The organism is Aeromonas sp. MR19, assembly GCF_963899305.1.
GTDB classification, from domain to species: Bacteria; Pseudomonadota; Gammaproteobacteria; order Enterobacterales; family Aeromonadaceae; genus Aeromonas; species Aeromonas bestiarum.
The window spans coordinates 713,145-728,808 of record NZ_CAWQWZ010000011.1 but is presented as its reverse complement, the minus strand read 5'-3'; the positions used below and the strand labels follow the sequence as shown (position 1 = coordinate 728,808).

Below are 15,664 nucleotides of genomic sequence, written 5' to 3'. Positions count from 1 at the left end.
ATGTTATCCCGCTCACAGAGTGGCTGAAACGGTTTAGCTGTCGTATTGAGTTAGCTAAAGCGGTTTAGCTATGCTCTCTTCGCCGATAAAAACAGAGCCCGATCGGGCAACACACGACAGGTGAGGAAGATGATGATGTTCAAGAGCAGATTGGCGCTGGCGGTAGCGCTGGGATTGGGGATGAGCGGCCCGCTGTGGGCGGCCGAGGGCGGTATCGAAGCCAGGCTGGCGGCGCTGGAGGCGCGGGTACAGGCGGCCGAAGCGCGAGCCGAGGCGGCGGAAAGTCGTGCCAGTCAGGCCGAGGTGAAGGCGAGTGCGGCAAGTGAGCAGGCCCAGGTCGCCAACAGCCGCAGCCAGAAGGTGGATGAGAAGACGGCGGGGGCGCAGGGCTTCGAGTTTCACGGCTATGCCCGCTCGGGCCTGCTGGTCAACGGCAATGGCAACGGCGGGCGCGGCGGCCCTTACATCACGCCGGCCGGATCGGTGGGCGGGGCTGTTGGCCGGCTTGGCAACGAGGATGACACCTACATGGAGGCCAACCTGCAGAAGACCCAGACCTTCGCCGATGGCAGCTGGGCCCGCTACAAGCTGATGCTGGCCGATGGCGTGGAGACCAGCAACGACTGGACCGCCAGCGATTCGAGCCTCAATACCCGCCAGGTGTTTGCCGAAATCGGCAATCTGGCGAGCTTCGACGGCCCCTTCAAGCATGCGGTGTTGTGGGCGGGCAAGCGCTTCGATCGGGACAACTTCGACATCCACTGGCTCGACTCGGACGTGGTGTTCCTGGCCGGGACCGGCGGTGGCGTCTACGACGTGCAGCTGGCCGACAGCTGGAAGGCGAACTTCTCCCTCTATGGTCGCGACTATGGCGACATCAGCGCCAGCGGCCTGTCGGACATAGAGAGCCATATCCTCACCATGAACAACCGCTTTGGCAACTGGCAGTGGATGCTGAACGGCCTCTCGGCCAAGGACAACGAGGCGCGCATCAACGACGGTGGCAAGGGAAGCGAGGCGGCGAACAAGGGGGCGCACACCCTGCTGGCCTATCATGCCGACAGCTTCTTTGGCATCAACCCCGGCTTCTCCAAGGCGGCGATCCTCTACGGTCATGGCCTGGGGGCCGAGCTCAAGGGGCTGGGCTCCGACAGCGAGCTGCTGCCGGATGCCGATGCGGTGCGAGTCGCCGTGTTTGGCGCCACGGATCTCAACCCGCGCTGGCGTTTCGCCCCGGCCCTGCTGGCAGAGCAGAGCCAGGATCGTTACGTAAAGGGGGATGAATACCAGTGGCTGACCCTCAATACCCGGGTGGCCCAGGTGCTGAGCCAGAACGTCGAGCTGGTCTACGAGGCAAGCTGGCAGTACATGGATCTCGATCCCAAGGGCTACAAGGGCCGCCAGGCGGTGAGCGGCAACTTCACCAAGCTCACCTTCGCCCCCACCTTCAAGGCGCAGACTGCCGGTTTCTTCGAGCGCCCCGAACTGCGGGTGTTCGCCAGCTGGATGGACTGGTCATCCGAGCTCGACAACTACGCCAGCGACGACGCCATGGGCCAGAGCAACTTCACCGCCGGTGGCGAGTGGAACTTTGGCGTGCAGATGGAAACCTGGTTCTAGTTCGTTATCCCGATCACAAAAATGGCAGCCGGTGCCGAGATCTGTTGGTTGGCTAAATCGGTTTAGCTGATAATGAAAGCCAAGAGATGAGGGCCTGGCCCCGTCAATGAATCCTGTGCAGCAGTGGAGTAGCAAGGTGACGAATCGTGTGTGGGTAATGGGGGATGCCGTGGTGGACTTGATCCCGGAAGGGGAACTGCACTACCTCAAGTGTCCGGGCGGCGCCCCCGCCAATGTGGCGGTCGGGGTGGCACGGCTTGGCGGTGATGCGGCCTTTATCGGCCGGGTCGGTGCCGATCCCTTCGGTCGCTTCATGGCCGAGACCCTGGCGACCGAGGGGGTCGATATCGGTCACCTGACTCAGGATCCGGCCCATAACACCTCGACCGTGCTGGTGGCGCTCGATGAGGCAGGAGAGCGCAGCTTCACCTTCATGGTGCGCCCCAGTGCCGACCAGTTCCTCGAACCGGCTGACTTGCCCCGCTTCGAGGCAGGGCAGTGGCTGCTCACCTGCTCCATCGCGCTCGCCAACGAGCCGGTGCGCACCAGTTGCCTGCATGCCATGGCAGCCATCAAGGCAGCAGGCGGACGGGTCTGCTTCGACCCCAACCTGAGGCCCGAGGTGTGGGGCAAGCCCGCCGAGATGCTGCCGCAGGTAAGCGCGGCCATCGCCCTGGCGGACGTGGTCAAGCTCTCCGGCGAGGAGCTGCAACTGCTGAGTGGCGAGGATGAGCTGGCCGCGGGGCTCGCCACCCTCTCGGGCCCGGCGCTGGTGCTGGTGACCCGAGGGGCGGCCGGAGTGGTGGCCCGCCTGGATGGCGAGTTGCTGGAGTGGGTGGGGCAAAAAGTGACCCCGCTCGACACCACGGGGGCGGGGGATGCCTTCGTCGCCGGTCTCCTGGCCGCGCTGGCGCAGGGTGAGCGATTGCCCACGCTGGCCGAGCTGCCCGCCATCCTGGCCCAGGCTCACGGCTGCGGGGCGCTCGCCACCACCGCCAAGGGGGCCATGACGGCGCTGCCGACCCGCACAGAACTGGATGCCTTTTTGCGATCAGGCGCAAGCGGCTGTTGATCTGCGGCTAGAAGCCCGGGTCGACAGCCCCTACTCTCATGTGACAAGGGCCCGCCAGCATGGCGGGTCATAAGAGGAAGAATATGAATATCAGTGCGATAGCCAAGGATCTGGTGCCCCTGCTCGGGGGCAAGGAGAACATCGTCAGCGCCGCTCACTGTGCCACCCGGCTGCGGCTGGTGCTGGCCGACGACAGCAAGGTGAACAAGGCCGCCATTGACAAGCTGGACGGGGTAAAAGGCTGCTTCAGCAACGCGGGTCAAATTCAGGTGATCTTCGGCACAGGTCTGGTCAACAAGGTCTATGCCGAGTTCGTCGCCCTGACCGGTACCGGCACCGCCAGCAAGTCAGAGCTGACCGACATGGCGACGGCCAAGCTTAATGTGGCCCAGCGGCTGGCGCGGACGCTCTCCAACATCTTCGTGCCCATCATTCCGGCAATCGTCGCGTCCGGACTGCTGATGGGGCTGCTCGGCATGGTGCGCACCTACGGCTGGGTCAACGCCGACAGTGCCCTCTTCGTCATGCTCGACATGTTCAGCTCGGCGGCCTTCATCATTTTGCCGATCCTGATCGGATTTACGGCGGCGCGTGAGTTTGGCGGCAACCCCTATCTGGGGGCCACCATGGGGGGCATCCTCACCCATCCGGCGCTGACCAACGCCTGGGGTGTGGCCGGTGGTTTCAAGACCATGGATTTCTTCGGTCTCGATGTCGCCATGATCGGCTATCAGGGTACCGTCTTCCCTGTGCTGCTGGCGGTCTGGTTCATGTCCCATCTGGAGAAGCAGTTGCGCAAGCGCATTCCGGACGCGCTGGATCTGATCCTCACGCCGTTTCTCACCGTCATCATCACAGGTTTCGTGGCGCTGCTCTTTATCGGCCCGGCGGGTCGAGTGCTGGGGGACGGCATCTCCTTCGGTCTGAGTGCGCTTTATGAGCAGGCAGGCTGGCTGGCGGGGCTGGTGTTTGGCGGCACCTATTCCCTCATCGTCATCACCGGCATCCACCACAGCTTCCATGCCATAGAGGCGGGGCTGCTCACCAATCCGGCCATAGGCGTCAACTTCCTGTTGCCCATCTGGGCCATGGCCAACGTGGCGCAGGGGGGGGCCTGTCTGGCTGTCTACTTCAAGACCCGGGATCCGAAAATCAAGGCGATTACCGTGCCGGCGGCCATGTCCTGCCTGCTCGGCATCACGGAGGCGGCGATCTTCGGCGTCAACCTGCGTTACATCAAGCCCTTCCTGGCCGGTCTGCTCGGCGGTGCCCTGGGCGGTGCCTACGTGGTGGCGGCCAAGGTGGGCATGACGGCGGTGGGGCTGACCGGCATTCCGGGCATGGCCATAGTCCAGCCCATGAGCCTCATCCACTACGTCATCGGGCTGGTGATCGCCTTTGGCGCCGCCTTCGCCGCCTCCTGGCTGCTCAAGTACAAGGTGGAGTGATGAAGGAAGTCGATCTCCTCAACCAGGTTGTCCGGTCCTTGCTGGCCGGACAGCTCAAGGCGGCGGCCGATCCCCATAGGCCCCGCTGGCATCTGGCAGCCCCGGTGGGGCTGCTCAACGACCCCAACGGCTTCATCGAGCACGACGGGCGCTACCACCTCTTCTACCAGTGGAATCCGCTCGGCTGCAGCCACAGCAACAAAGGGTGGGGTCACGTCACCTCGACCGATCTGCTGCACTGGCAGCACGAGCCGGTGGCGCTCTTGCCCACCGAAGTCTATGAGAGCCACGGCTGCTACTCGGGCTCGGCGGTGAGCGACGAGCAGGGGCACCTGACCCTCATCTACACAGGCAACGTCAAATACCCGGATGGCAGCCGCACCGCCTATCAGTGTCTGGCCCGCGCCGACGGTGAGGGCGGTTTTGCCAAGCTGGGTCCCGTGCTGGAACTGCCCGCAGGCTACAGCGGCCATGTGCGCGATCCCAAGGTGTGGCACGACGGCCAGCAGTGGCTCATGGTGCTGGGGGCCCGCACTCTGGATGACAGGGGCGAGGTGCTGCTCTATCGCGGCGAGACGCTGGACAAGTGGCAACTGGTGGGCCCCATCGCCGGCAGCGGGCGCGGTGGTCTGGGGGACTTTGGCTATATGTGGGAGTGCCCGGATCTCTTCCCGCTGGCCGATCGCCATCTGCTGATCAGCTGCCCGCAAGGGATTGCCCCGGTGGGGGAGGATTATCGCAATCTCTACCAGTGCGGCTGGCTGGCGGGCCATTTCGACGGGATGCAGTTTGCCCACGGGGATTTTCACGAGCTGGACAGAGGCTTTGAGTTCTATGCACCGCAAACCACCCTGGACAGTCAGGGGCGCCGCCTGCTGTTTGGCTGGCTGGGGCTGCCGGAGGAGAACGAGATGAGCCAGCCCACCATCCCCTATGGCTGGATCCATCAGATGAGCTGCCCGCGGGAGCTGTTCTGGCAAGACGACTGGCTCTGCCAGCGGCCGGTGGCCGAGCTTGCCGCTCTCAAGGGGGAGTTGACCCGGTTCGACGGGACGCCCGGCGAATTTGTGGGGCTGGCCATTGACTCGGCCTGGCTCGATCTGGATCTGTGCGGTGAGGGGAGCCTCTGGTTTGGCGCCGTGGCCGAGCTGGTGTGGCAGCCGGGGCGCATCACCCTGCGGCGCCAGAACTGGCAGAGCGGGGAATGGGAGACGCGATCCACCCCCTGGCTGGGTGGGCGGATCACTGTGCTGTGCGATCGTTCCAGTCTGGAGTGTTTCATCGATGGCGGTCGCCACAGCCTGTCGGCCCGCTACTTCCCCGGTGAAAAGCCGCAGCTATCGGCAGGGAACGCGGGCGGGGGCTGCAAAATTTGCCTCAATCACTGGCCGCTGTCGGCCTGCCTAGTACAATAGCCCGGTGCTAGTCAGCCGGGAGGCCAGGTGGAGAAGAAGAAACGGATCACGATTGCCCAGATAGCCGAGTTGGCGGGGGTGTCCAAGGCGACCGCCAGTCTGGTGCTCAACGGCAAGAGTGCTGAGTACCGGATTGCCGATCAGACCCAAAAGCGGATCCAGGCGGTGGCGGATGAGTGCCACTACCAGCCGAGCTTTCATGCCCGCGCCCTGCGCGAAACCCGCAGTTACACCTGGGGTCTGGTGATCCCCGATCTCACCAACTTCGGTTTTGCCCGCATCGCCCGTGCCCTCGAGGCTCACTGCCGGGAGGCGGGCATCCAGCTGCTGATCGCCTGCTCCGAGGATGATCCCACCCTGGAGCAGACGGTAGTGGACAACCTCATCAGCCGTCAGGTGGATGGCCTCATCGTCGCCTCCAGCGGCCACAGCGACGATATCTATGCCCGCATTCACGACCGGCTGCCGGTGGTGCAGCTGGATCGCCACATAGGCGAGTCGCGCCTGCCCATGGTGATTTCGGACGCCTGCAAGGCCACCGCCGAGCTGGTGCGGGATATGGCTGGCGAATGCGGCGAGGAGATCTACTACTTCGGCGGTTTGCTGGATCTCTCCCCCAGCCGCCACCGGCTGGCGGGCTATGAGCTGGGGCTGCATCGGGCCGGGCTTGAGGCGGACGCCATCCGGGTGCGCCATCGCGACTATCAGCCGAGCTCGGGTTATCAGCTGATGGCCGAGCTGGTGGCCGAGCTGGGGGCGCCGCCCCGCGGGCTCTTCACCGCTTCTTTTACCCTGCTGGAAGGGGTGCTGCGCTACCTCAACGAAGCGGGGCTGATGGAGACGGGCATGCGGTTGTGCACCTTCGATGATCACGACCTGCTCGACTGCATACCGATGCGCATCGACTCGGTGGCGCAGGATTGTCCGGCGCTGGCTCGCGCCGCCTTCGAGCTGATGCAGCAACTGATCGCGGGCAATCCCCCCGCGCAGACCGCCCAGGTGATCAGCCCCAGGGTACGCTGGCGCACCCGCCGCTAGTCGCGCAGGTTCACTTCCATAGAAAAGCCCCGCCAGAATTGGCGGGGCTTTTTGTTTATCGGGGGAGGGCGCACAGACATGCCCAGCCGGTTCAATCCGTGGTGCTGGCGCGCCAGAATACCTGCTTGATATGGGGATGAATGGCCAGCTTCACCATCAGGGCATCCAGTTCGTCGCCATCGATGGAGGTGGCCAGCAGCACGGCCGAGATCTCCAGATCCTGTTCACCGAACGGCTCTATGTCCAGTTCGCTCAGAGGGTAGTTGGCCTGCTCCATCATCTCTTCGAGCCAGTGCAGCACCTCCTTCTGATACTCGCGCTGGGCGAGGGCCGTGACCCTGTAGGTCACCTCGGTATCTGTATTGTCCACCGGGCGGCGGTTGATCTGGTTGACCAGCGGTCGCAGCAGGGTGTTGGCGGCCAGCACGAACAGGGCGCCGAGCACTGCCTCCATGGCGAGCCCGGCCCCGCTGGCCGCGCCCACAGCCGCCACGCCCCACAGGGTGGCGGCCGTGTTGATGCCGCGGATATTGCCAGACTCGCGCATGATGACACCGGCGCCGAGAAAGCCGATGCCGGAGACGATATAGGCCACCACATGGACCACGTTGTAGTTGCCGCCGTGCAGGTCATAGATGCGCTGTGCCAGGCTGACGAACAGGGCGGCCCCCACGGCGACCAGCACGTTGGTGCGAAGGCCGGCGGTACGCTGGCGGTACTGGCGCTCCAGCCCGACCAGGCTGCCCAGCACGAAGGCCAGCAACAGGCTGGCCAGGGTGTCGAGCAGGGAAATCATGTCAAATTGCTGCCACATTCTCATGGCGTACTCCTTCTGGTTTGAGATGGCCTTCGGGATACAGGATAGAAGGCCCAGTGAGCATTCCTGATGAATCGCAGAGGTGCGCGCGGTGAAGGCCATCATGGGAAATGAAAGCGGGCGCACGGTCAAACGGGCCCGCGCACTCAGAATGGCGAGCAGATAGCCGGGCCAGATGGAAAGGGGCCAGCATGGCTGGCCCCCGATCTACGCGATCCCGGTTAGTTGAGCAGCGGCTCGGCGTCGCGACGGGGACGCAGCTCCCAGCGAACCGGGTGGGCGACCCCGACCTGATGCACGAACTGCACCAGATAACGGCGCTGTGGCGGGGTGCAGTGCAGATTGAGCACCAGCTCCCGACCTCCGCTGCGCCCTGGCCTCAGGGACTGCATGGGACGCAGCCCGGCCGGTTGCAGGGTATGAGTCACCATGTCGAGCACCTGCTCCATGTCGGCGCGATCCTGGCAACGGATCTGCAACCTGTAGTGGTGCTGACTCGGCTTGGCGCGCAGCCAGAGTGGCAACAAACCACGGCCCAGCTTGCTCAGCAGGGGGTGAGCCTGGGTGGATCCGGACTTGGTTGAAATAAAACGCATAGCAGCCTCCTTGTGGGAAGCAGAAACTATGCAGGCAAGGTGTCCAGGCCTGGGCTTGGGTCACCTGACGTCAAGTGTAAAAAGAGAAGAGGGGAGTGGATTTCCGCTTCTCGCAGGGTTGCGAGAACGCGGCAGAGGAAGACCTGCGGCTATCTCGCGACCTGGGTGCCGACTGACTGGGTCGGCCTACAACTGTCACTTGATGAATTGCCCACTGATGGTCTCCGCTGTTGATGAACGGCCAGATGGTACTCATCCAGAGCGATGAGGTAAAGCCTTATCCGCGTTCAGCAACATTTAGATACAAGTTTGTCAATAACCTGAGCCACTTGGCTACATCCATACCAGCCCGGCCAAGGCCGGCGCCATCCCAGGCGCCGGGCCAGTGGCCGCGGCAGCCTGCGCCGTGATCCACGGCCATGCTTAGGGTTCACTCCCATATAAAATTAGATATTGCTAATTTAGGTTTTATTTATAGAATGAAGCTTAATATAAGCAACTGCTAATTTATTCCTATGGCCCCTTTCGATGAGATGACCCGGCATGCCAGCGAGGCGGCCGCCCTGCTCAAGGCGCTGGCCCATCCCGAGCGGTTGCTGGTGCTCTGCCAGCTGCTTGATGGCGAGAAAGGCGTTGGTGAACTGCTGGTGCACAGTGCGCTGGGGCAGTCGGCATTTTCCCAGCAGCTGGCGGTGCTCAGGCGCAGCGGCCTGATCCGATCGCGCAAGGTTGGCCAGCAGATCTACTGCTCGCTGGCGAACGAGGCGGCGGCGGATGTACTGGCCGTGTTGCGCACCCATTTTTGCCACTCCCAAGACGACGAGGTGTCCTGATGTTTGAAACCCAATGGTTGCTTGCCCTGGCCGGGGGCATGCTGGTGGGGCTCTCCGCCCTGATGCTGATGCTGTTCAACGGCAAGGTGGCCGGGATCAGCGGCATTCTGGCGGGCGCCATGCAACACAGGCACGCCTGGCGCTGGTTGTTTCTGCTGGGACTGGGGGCGGGTGCCTGGCTGGCATTTTCCCTGGACTGGGCCAGGCTGCCGCGCTTCGACACCCTGCCGGCCTGGCCGCTGGTGTTGCTGGCTGGGCTGCTGGTCGGGATCGGTACCCGTCTTGGCAATGGTTGCACCAGTGGTCACGGCATCTGCGGCATGGGTCGGCTTTCTGTGCGCTCCATCCTTGCCACCCTCACCTTCATGGCAACCGGTGCTCTCACCGTGTTTGTCACCCTGCATCTGTTGTAACGAGGCGATGAGATGAAACTCTTTATCAGTCTGTTGGCCGGCCTCTTGTTCGGGATCGGCCTTGCCATCTCCGGCATGGTGGATCCGGCCCGGGTCATCGGCTTTCTCGACGTGGCGGGGGCCTGGGATCCCAGCCTGGCCTTCGTGATGGGGGGGGCCTTGCTGGTGTTCATGCCGGGCTACTTTCTGCTGGTCAAACCGAGCCGCCAGAGCCTGCTCGGTGAGCCATATTCGTTCAGCCAGGCCCGGCAGGTGGACAGTCGCCTCCTCGGTGGCTCGGCCCTGTTCGGCATCGGCTGGGGCCTGGTGGGCATCTGCCCAGGGCCTGCCTTGAGCCTCATCTCCAGCGGTCAGCCCATGATACTGCTGTTCGTGGCGGCCATGGTGAGCGGGATCTTGCTGGTGGACAGGGTATGGCCGATGCTGTGGCCCGCCCGCAGCGCCTGATCCCCCGGCGCCATGAGCCCGCAGTCCCGGCATCCGTGCCGGAGTCAGGCAGGCGCAATAGCGAGAGGGCCACCTGGGTGGCCCTCCTCTTTTCACACGTTCAGGTGGCTGGCGCGCTGAGTCAGCGTCCTTTCATCAGCGGGAAGTAGCGTCGGTCGGCCTGGCTCATGTGGCCGACAACCAGCTCCTGAATGATGAAGTTGAGCAATTCGTCGTTGCCAAGCTCGCCGGCCCTGGCGGCGGTCATCAGCTGGCTTGCCCTGTGCAGCAGCCGCTGGTGGTCCTGCTGGTGGCTGGCCAGCTCGGCATACTCCAGCTCGGCCAGCATCTGCTCCTCGAAGGCGAAGTGGTGGCGCGCCATCTCGAACAAGCCTTCCAGACTCTCCAGATAGAGGGCAGGGTGTTCACTGTTGTCTTTCATGCGCTCCAGCAGCCGGTTGGTCAGCACGAAGAGCTGACGATGCTCGGCATCGATGCGGGGGTGGCCGCACTCGTGGCTGTTTTGCCACAGCAGTGAGCCCAGCTCGGGATCCAGCCCGGCGGTAAACAGGCAGACCCGGCCACGGCCTCGTCCCTTGGCCTGATACATGGCCTGATCGGCATGGTGCATCAGGGTCTTGGGATCCGTGCCATGTTCCGGGTAGAGCGCCACCCCTATGCTGCTGGAGATCCGTAACTCCTGCTCTTCATCCACCCGGAACGGATGACGCAGGCTCTGGTGCAGATGATCCGCCACCGCCAGCGCCTCGTCACTGATATCGGGCAGCAGGATCACGAACTCATCGCCCCCGAGGCGGGCCACCAGATCCTGTTCCCGCACGCAGTGGCGCATGCGCTCGGCCACCATGTTGAGCAGCACATCGCCGGTTTCATGGCCGAAGGTGTCGTTGATCGGCTTGAAGTGATCCAGATCGATGAACATCAGCGCCAGCTCTCTCCCCTCGTCGGCCATGGCCTCCTTCAGCCGCAGTTGCAGCAGGCGACGGTTGGGCAGGTTGGTGAGCGGATCATAGAAGGCGAGGCGGTGCATCATCTCCTCGCTGGCGGCGCGTTCCGTGATGTCGCGGGTGACCCCCAGGATGGCATCGGGCTGGCCTTTCTCGTTGCCGTGCAAGGTGGTGATGGTCTCGGTCGCGACCAGATGCCCCTCCCTGTGCCGCAACTGGGTGCGGATCACGCAGCGGGTCTGCTCGTGGTCGCCCCGTTGCCAGGCAGCGAGGGAGTCACTGAGCTCATCGCGCAGCTGTTTTCTGGAGGTTTCCGGGATCAGCTGCTTGAGGGGCAGGCTGAGGATGTCGATCGCCTCGTAACCGCTGAGCGGCAGAATGGCCGGGCTGACGTAGCGAAAGCGCAGGGTGGCGGTATCCATGGTCCAGATGACGTCAGCGCTGTTCTCCGCCACGAACCGGTAGTGCTGTTCGCTCTGGGCCAGTTCACGGGTGAGCCGCAGCCGATCCCGGGCTTCCTGGCGCAGGCGCAGGTAGAGATGGCAGAAGATGCCGAGCAGGGTCAGCAGGGTGAAGGTGATCAGCATGGCGACGGCCACGCTCTTGTCGAACAGCTGCCGCTGCTGGCGCATCCGCTCCCGGTCCGGGTTGTAGAGGAAGCGTTCCAGATCGGGCAGGGAGCTGAGCAAGCCCGCCTCCAGGTAGGTCCTGGCGATCTGCTGCCATCGCTCGGGTTGCATGTAGCCGGGCTCGATAAGATCCGGCTGCATCAGCTCCCTGGTTTCACGGGCCTCGAACTCCAGCTGCTCACGGCCGTAACCGCTGGGATAGTTCTCCATGATCCAGCTGATCATCTCCTCCGGGTTTTCCATGGCATAGCGCCATCCCTTGAGGCTGGCCTGCTGGAACGCATAGACCCGCTCCGGCCTGCCCGCCAGCTCACGCTCAGAGGTAAACAGATTGTCACCGTAGAAGTCGAAGTCGATGTCGCGGGGGGAGAATACCCGGTAGGGGATCCCCAGCTGGGCCAGATAGAAGGGCTCGGTGGTGCTGTAGGCGCTGATGGCATCCACCTGTCCGGTCAGCAAGGCCTGCAGCCCCTGTTCATAGGGCAGTTTGGTCCAGCTCTGTGGCTGGGCGTGGCGGCCGAGATAGACCTGCAACTCCCTTGAGCCTGGTTCCAGCATCAGGCGCTTGCCCGCCAGATCCGAGGGTTGCAGTATGTCGGGCCGTTCCAGCGAGAGCAGGACCAGCGGCGAGTGCTGCAGCATGGCCGCCAGTACCACGACCGGACGGCCTGCGGCACGGGCGAGCAGCAAGTCGCTGCCGCTGATCCCGAACTGGGCATTGCCCGACACCACCTCGTTGACCACATTGGTCTGCGGCGTGGCGGCGCGCAGCGCGACATTCAGACCGGCATCGCGATAAAAGCCCTTGAACTGGGCTGCGTAATAACCGGCGAACTGGAACTGATGTTGCCATGGCAGTTGCACCACTATCTGATCTGCCGCCCTCAGGGGCAGAGAGGTGACGCTGTAGCAGATCGCCATACCCAGCATTGGCAGATACCAGAGCAAGCGATGAAGGGAGGAATTTACGCCTGTCATATACATTCCTCTCGGGAGACGGGTTCGATCCTAGAGTCAAACAATTCCTTGTTGCCCGCAAGGGGGCGAAAGGCCGCTGGAATGGGGGATGGGTGACAAAAAAAGTGATTTCTGTGTCGTTTATCACATTTGGCTTTCATGCTCGGTATTTTTGTCAATTATGCGAATAATTAAGGAGCCATATGGCCTATAAAAACGGTCGCATTTTAGTCGTATTTACCTGTTGTTTACCTCAGTAATAGTGAGTGATTGCTTTTTTCACGGTGCAATGCGTCAACCTGTGTCGCCGTATCAAAAGATACTTTTCTGATGCTGTGGGAATGTATCCGGATTGATTCTATTAGGTTGTTAATCGGTAACGATGGAGCCCAGCTGGCAAGGGCCCAAATCCGGTCGCCAGCGGTGGTATGATAGCGGCTCTTCCTTCTCGTTGAGGCTCTCTCATGTCCCGATTGCGTCTGTTGTTGTCCGACTCTCACGATCCCCTGTTCAACCTGGCGGTGGAGGAGTGCATCTTTCGCCAGATGGACCCGAACCAGCGGGTGCTCTTCCTGTGGCGCAACGCCAATACTGTAGTGATTGGCCGCGCCCAGAATCCCTGGAAGGAGTGCAACACCCGTCGCATGGAAGAGGATGGAATAACCCTGGCCCGGCGCAGCAGCGGGGGCGGCGCCGTGTTTCACGACCTTGGCAACAGCTGCTTCACCTTCATGGCGGGCAAGCCCGGCTATGACAAGAGCATCTCCACCGCCATAGTGCTGGATGCGCTCAAGCGGCTCGGGGTGAGCGCCTTCGCCTCCGGGCGCAACGATCTGCTGGTGGCAACCCAGGACGGGGAGCGCAAGGTGTCGGGCTCGGCGTATCGGGAGACCCAGGATCGCGGCTTTCATCACGGCACCCTGCTGCTGGACGCCGATCTGGGCCGGCTCGCCAACTACCTCAACCCGGACCCCAAGAAGCTGGCAGCCAAGGGCATTGCCTCGGTGCGCAGCCGGGTGGCCAACCTGTGCGAGCTGCTGCCGGGCATTGACCACAACCAGCTGAGCCACGCTCTCTGCGAGGCCTTCTTTGCCCATTACGGCGGGCGGGTTCTGCCCGAGCACATCTCTCCGAGCCAACTGCCCGACCTGCCCGGCTTTGCCGACACCTTCGCCCGCCAGCGCAGCTGGGAGTGGAACTTCGGCCATGCGCCTGCGTTCAGCCATCAGCTGGACGAGCGCTTCGGCTGGGGCGGGGTCGAGCTGCACTTCGATGTGGAGAAGGGGGTCATAGGCCGGGCGCAGATCTTCAGCGACAGCCTGGATCCGGCGCCGCTGGATGCGCTGGCCGAACGGCTGGTTGGCCTCGCCTATCGCCGCGAGGCCATAGCGGCGCTGCTGCCGCAACTGCGGGCCGATTTCCCGGCCCAGCAAGCCGAGCTGGACGAGCTCTCCCGCTGGCTGCTGGCCGCCCTGCGCTGAAGTTTTTTCCTGTCCGATCACGAAATCAAAAGAGGCGCCCAAAAGGCGCCTTTTTGCCAGCCCACGCCACGGCTCATCATGACAAAAAGTAGGGGAGGCCATTAGATATTGTCGCTGTTTCAAACAGCGGCTCAGGGGTATAAGGGCAGCACACTTGCTGTACTAATGGTATAAAAATGAGTGACTTAGTTTATCTGAAAGATGAAGGCGTCAACGCCGTCCACCCCGAGTTCTCCGCCCGTTTCGCCACAGTCAAAGCCAACTTTTTCTCGCGCAATCCCGATCTCTGGCCGGTGTTTCGCGAGCCCGGTTTCGCCACCCTCAACGAGTTTCGTGCCCGTGGCCTGGCGCCGGATGCCCGCCTGAACGCCTGGCCCGATGGCCGCGCCCGCCTCGCCGATCTCTGCGAGACCATGCCGGTGCCCGCACAGATGCGCACTCCGGGCGAGCCCATGACCGAGCTGCTGTTCGCCGGCGCCCTGTCGAAAGACTGGGAGAACCCCTCCAGCGTCGAGAACGTCATCACAATGTCGGCGGATCCCGCCATCTACGGCGCCCAGATGGGCATATTGGCCAACCCCAACCTGGTCTACTCCGAGTATGCCGGGGTGGCCGAGGAGCTGGAGAAGAAGGTGGTGCGCCAGATAGCCCTGCTGGCTGGCTATGATCCGGCCCGCGCCACCGGCATCTTCACCCAGGGGGGGACCTTCTGTAACCTCTACGGCTACCTGCTCGGCATTCGCAAGAGCCTGCCGGAGGCCAAGCACAAGGGGCTCGGCCACTATCAGGACTACCGCATCATCAACTCCCAGGGCGGCCACTACTCCAACATCACCAACCTCTCCCTGCTCGGGGTCGACATAGAGAACAAGACCATCCGCATTCAGGTTGGCGAGAACAACGACATCGATCTCGATCATCTGGAACGCACCCTGACCGCCTGTTTTGCCCTCAAACATGTGGTGCCCACCATCATGCTCACCATGGGTACCACGGACACCTTCGGGGTGGACCAGGTCAAACCCGTGGTCGAGCTGCGGGATCGCCTCTGCGAGCGCTTCGAGGTGGCGGTCAAGCCGCACATCCACGTGGATGCCGCCATCGGCTGGTCGATGATCTTCTTCCTGGATTACGATTTTGGCGCCAACCCGCTCGCCATCAACGGCGCTACCCTGGCGGGGATCGAGCGCAACGTGGCCCGCTTCGCCGAGCTGAAATACGCCGACTCCTTCACCGTCGATTTCCAGAAGTGGGGCTATGTGCCCTACACCTCCAGCCTGGTGATGATCAAGGAGCAGGACGATCTCAAGGCGATGGAGAACGACCCGGAGAACTTCTCCTATTTTGAGCGGGACATTCAGGGCCAGACCCACCTGCAGTCCACCATAGAGTGTTCCCGCGGGGCGAGCGGTCTGTTCGGTGCCTATGCGGCGCTCAACTACCTGGGGGTCGAGGGTTATCGCACCGTGCTGGCCCACTGCCTGCAAAATGCCAACTATTTCCGTTTCCGGTTAAGCCAGCTTGGCAACGTCAAGCTGGTGGCCCAGGAGAATCAGGGGCCGAGCGTGGGCTTCAAGATCTACAACCCCGAGTGGGTGCAGGATCCGGACGCCGAGTTCGCCTTCGAGCTGGCACGCAGCCCGGATGCGGCCTACAAGGCGCGGCTGCAACGCAACACCGACTATCACCGCGGCCTCTTTACCGGGCGTGGCAAGGTGGGACTCTACACCAACTGGGTAGAGGCCATAGCCCACTCCGACTACGACGCCCGCGGCAAATACTCCTACATCGCAGGGGAGAAGGCGGTCTTCATGAACCCCGCCTGCGGCCGTGAACAGATCGATGCCTTCATCGCGCACATTCGCGGCTGATGGCGGATGAATGACGGGGCGCAGGCGGGTCTCCTCCTGCGCCCTGCTTTTTTGATACGTCAATCAATTGAATCAAAAGG

At 62.9% G+C, this 15,664-nt stretch carries 13 protein-coding genes; 10 read left to right on the top strand and 3 right to left on the bottom strand.

Features of this window, described 5'->3' with window-relative positions:
• Positions 1-129: 129 nt before the first annotated feature.
• From AACQ95_RS09045 to AACQ95_RS09025, 5 genes are all read left to right on the top strand, one after another.
• Positions 130-1,620 (top strand): carbohydrate porin, encoded by a 1,491-nt coding sequence (locus AACQ95_RS09045; RefSeq protein WP_241278387.1) that lies wholly within the window; start codon positions 130-132, stop codon positions 1,618-1,620.
• 157 nt (positions 1,621-1,777) lie between these two features.
• Positions 1,778-2,692, top strand: a complete 915-nt coding sequence (locus AACQ95_RS09040) for an aminoimidazole riboside kinase (RefSeq protein WP_241278664.1) — start codon at positions 1,778-1,780, stop codon at positions 2,690-2,692.
• Between the two features lie 83 nt (positions 2,693-2,775).
• Positions 2,776-4,140: a sucrose-specific PTS transporter subunit IIBC gene (locus AACQ95_RS09035; protein ID WP_241278386.1), complete on the top strand. Its 1,365-nt coding sequence runs from the start codon at positions 2,776-2,778 to the stop codon at positions 4,138-4,140.
• Complete coding sequence (locus tag AACQ95_RS09030) at positions 4,140-5,555, top strand: glycoside hydrolase family 32 protein (RefSeq protein WP_241278385.1); 1,416 nt, start codon at positions 4,140-4,142, stop codon at positions 5,553-5,555. The genes AACQ95_RS09035 and AACQ95_RS09030 overlap by 1 nt, the downstream gene beginning before the upstream one ends.
• A gap of 27 nt (positions 5,556-5,582) precedes the next feature.
• Positions 5,583-6,593, top strand: a complete 1,011-nt coding sequence (locus AACQ95_RS09025) for a substrate-binding domain-containing protein (RefSeq protein WP_043134305.1) — start codon at positions 5,583-5,585, stop codon at positions 6,591-6,593.
• Between the two features lie 91 nt (positions 6,594-6,684).
• Here the strand turns inward: AACQ95_RS09025 and AACQ95_RS09020 are convergent, their stop codons facing one another.
• Positions 6,685-7,413: an MgtC/SapB family protein gene (locus AACQ95_RS09020; protein WP_043134302.1), complete on the bottom strand. Its 729-nt coding sequence runs from the start codon at positions 7,411-7,413 to the stop codon at positions 6,685-6,687.
• 218 nt (positions 7,414-7,631) lie between these two features.
• The gene (locus tag AACQ95_RS09015; protein WP_043556778.1) at positions 7,632-8,006 is read right to left on the bottom strand and encodes a hypothetical protein; all 375 of its coding nucleotides are present in this window, start codon (positions 8,004-8,006) and stop codon (positions 7,632-7,634) included.
• Positions 8,007-8,521: 515 nt separating this feature from the next.
• Here AACQ95_RS09015 and AACQ95_RS09010 point away from each other — a divergent pair.
• The 3 genes from AACQ95_RS09010 to AACQ95_RS09000 are packed head-to-tail and all read left to right on the top strand — an operon-like array spanning position 8,522 to position 9,699.
• Positions 8,522-8,839, top strand: coding sequence for an ArsR/SmtB family transcription factor (locus AACQ95_RS09010; RefSeq protein WP_241278384.1), 318 nt, complete (start codon positions 8,522-8,524; stop codon positions 8,837-8,839).
• Positions 8,839-9,252 carry a YeeE/YedE family protein gene (locus tag AACQ95_RS09005; RefSeq protein ID WP_043556773.1) on the top strand — a complete coding sequence of 138 codons (414 nt, stop codon included), beginning with the start codon at positions 8,839-8,841 and terminating at the stop codon, positions 9,250-9,252. Before AACQ95_RS09010 ends, AACQ95_RS09005 begins: the two co-directional genes overlap by 1 nt.
• A gap of 12 nt (positions 9,253-9,264) precedes the next feature.
• Entirely contained in the window at positions 9,265-9,699 is a 435-nt protein-coding gene (locus AACQ95_RS09000) for a YeeE/YedE family protein (RefSeq protein WP_241278383.1), read from the top strand.
• Between the two features lie 121 nt (positions 9,700-9,820).
• On the opposite strand, the gene AACQ95_RS08995 is transcribed toward AACQ95_RS09000, so the two are convergent.
• Entirely contained in the window at positions 9,821-12,253 is a 2,433-nt protein-coding gene (locus AACQ95_RS08995; RefSeq protein WP_241278382.1) for a diguanylate cyclase domain-containing protein, read from the bottom strand.
• A gap of 443 nt (positions 12,254-12,696) precedes the next feature.
• Here AACQ95_RS08995 and AACQ95_RS08990 point away from each other — a divergent pair, with 443 nt between their 5' ends.
• Positions 12,697-13,713, top strand: coding sequence for a lipoate--protein ligase A (locus AACQ95_RS08990; protein ID WP_241278381.1), 1,017 nt, complete (start codon positions 12,697-12,699; stop codon positions 13,711-13,713).
• A 176-nt stretch (positions 13,714-13,889) separates the two neighbouring features.
• The gene (locus AACQ95_RS08985) at positions 13,890-15,584 is read left to right on the top strand and encodes a pyridoxal phosphate-dependent decarboxylase family protein (RefSeq protein ID WP_241278380.1); all 1,695 of its coding nucleotides are present in this window, start codon (positions 13,890-13,892) and stop codon (positions 15,582-15,584) included.
• The last annotated feature ends 80 nt before the right edge of the window (positions 15,585-15,664 follow it).

What these genes read in the sequence shown, in the direction of transcription:
- AACQ95_RS09040 (WP_241278664.1), top strand. Translation starts at nt 1,778, where the DNA reads ATGGGGGATGCCGTGGTGGACTTGATCCCGGAAGGGGAACTGCACTAC.
- AACQ95_RS08985 (WP_241278380.1), top strand. Translation starts at nt 13,890, where the DNA reads ATGAGTGACTTAGTTTATCTGAAAGATGAAGGCGTCAACGCCGTCCAC.
- AACQ95_RS09030 (WP_241278385.1), top strand. Translation starts at nt 4,140, where the DNA reads ATGAAGGAAGTCGATCTCCTCAACCAGGTTGTCCGGTCCTTGCTGGCC.
- AACQ95_RS09010 (WP_241278384.1), top strand. Translation starts at nt 8,522, where the DNA reads ATGGCCCCTTTCGATGAGATGACCCGGCATGCCAGCGAGGCGGCCGCC.
- AACQ95_RS09020 (WP_043134302.1), bottom strand. Translation starts at nt 7,413, where the DNA reads ATGAGAATGTGGCAGCAATTTGACATGATTTCCCTGCTCGACACCCTG.
- AACQ95_RS09045 (WP_241278387.1), top strand. Translation starts at nt 130, where the DNA reads ATGATGATGTTCAAGAGCAGATTGGCGCTGGCGGTAGCGCTGGGATTG.
- AACQ95_RS08990 (WP_241278381.1), top strand. Translation starts at nt 12,697, where the DNA reads ATGTCCCGATTGCGTCTGTTGTTGTCCGACTCTCACGATCCCCTGTTC.
- AACQ95_RS09005 (WP_043556773.1), top strand. Translation starts at nt 8,839, where the DNA reads ATGTTTGAAACCCAATGGTTGCTTGCCCTGGCCGGGGGCATGCTGGTG.
- AACQ95_RS08995 (WP_241278382.1), bottom strand. Translation starts at nt 12,253, where the DNA reads ATGACAGGCGTAAATTCCTCCCTTCATCGCTTGCTCTGGTATCTGCCA.
- AACQ95_RS09000 (WP_241278383.1), top strand. Translation starts at nt 9,265, where the DNA reads ATGAAACTCTTTATCAGTCTGTTGGCCGGCCTCTTGTTCGGGATCGGC.
- AACQ95_RS09015 (WP_043556778.1), bottom strand. Translation starts at nt 8,006, where the DNA reads ATGCGTTTTATTTCAACCAAGTCCGGATCCACCCAGGCTCACCCCCTG.
- AACQ95_RS09035 (WP_241278386.1), top strand. Translation starts at nt 2,776, where the DNA reads ATGAATATCAGTGCGATAGCCAAGGATCTGGTGCCCCTGCTCGGGGGC.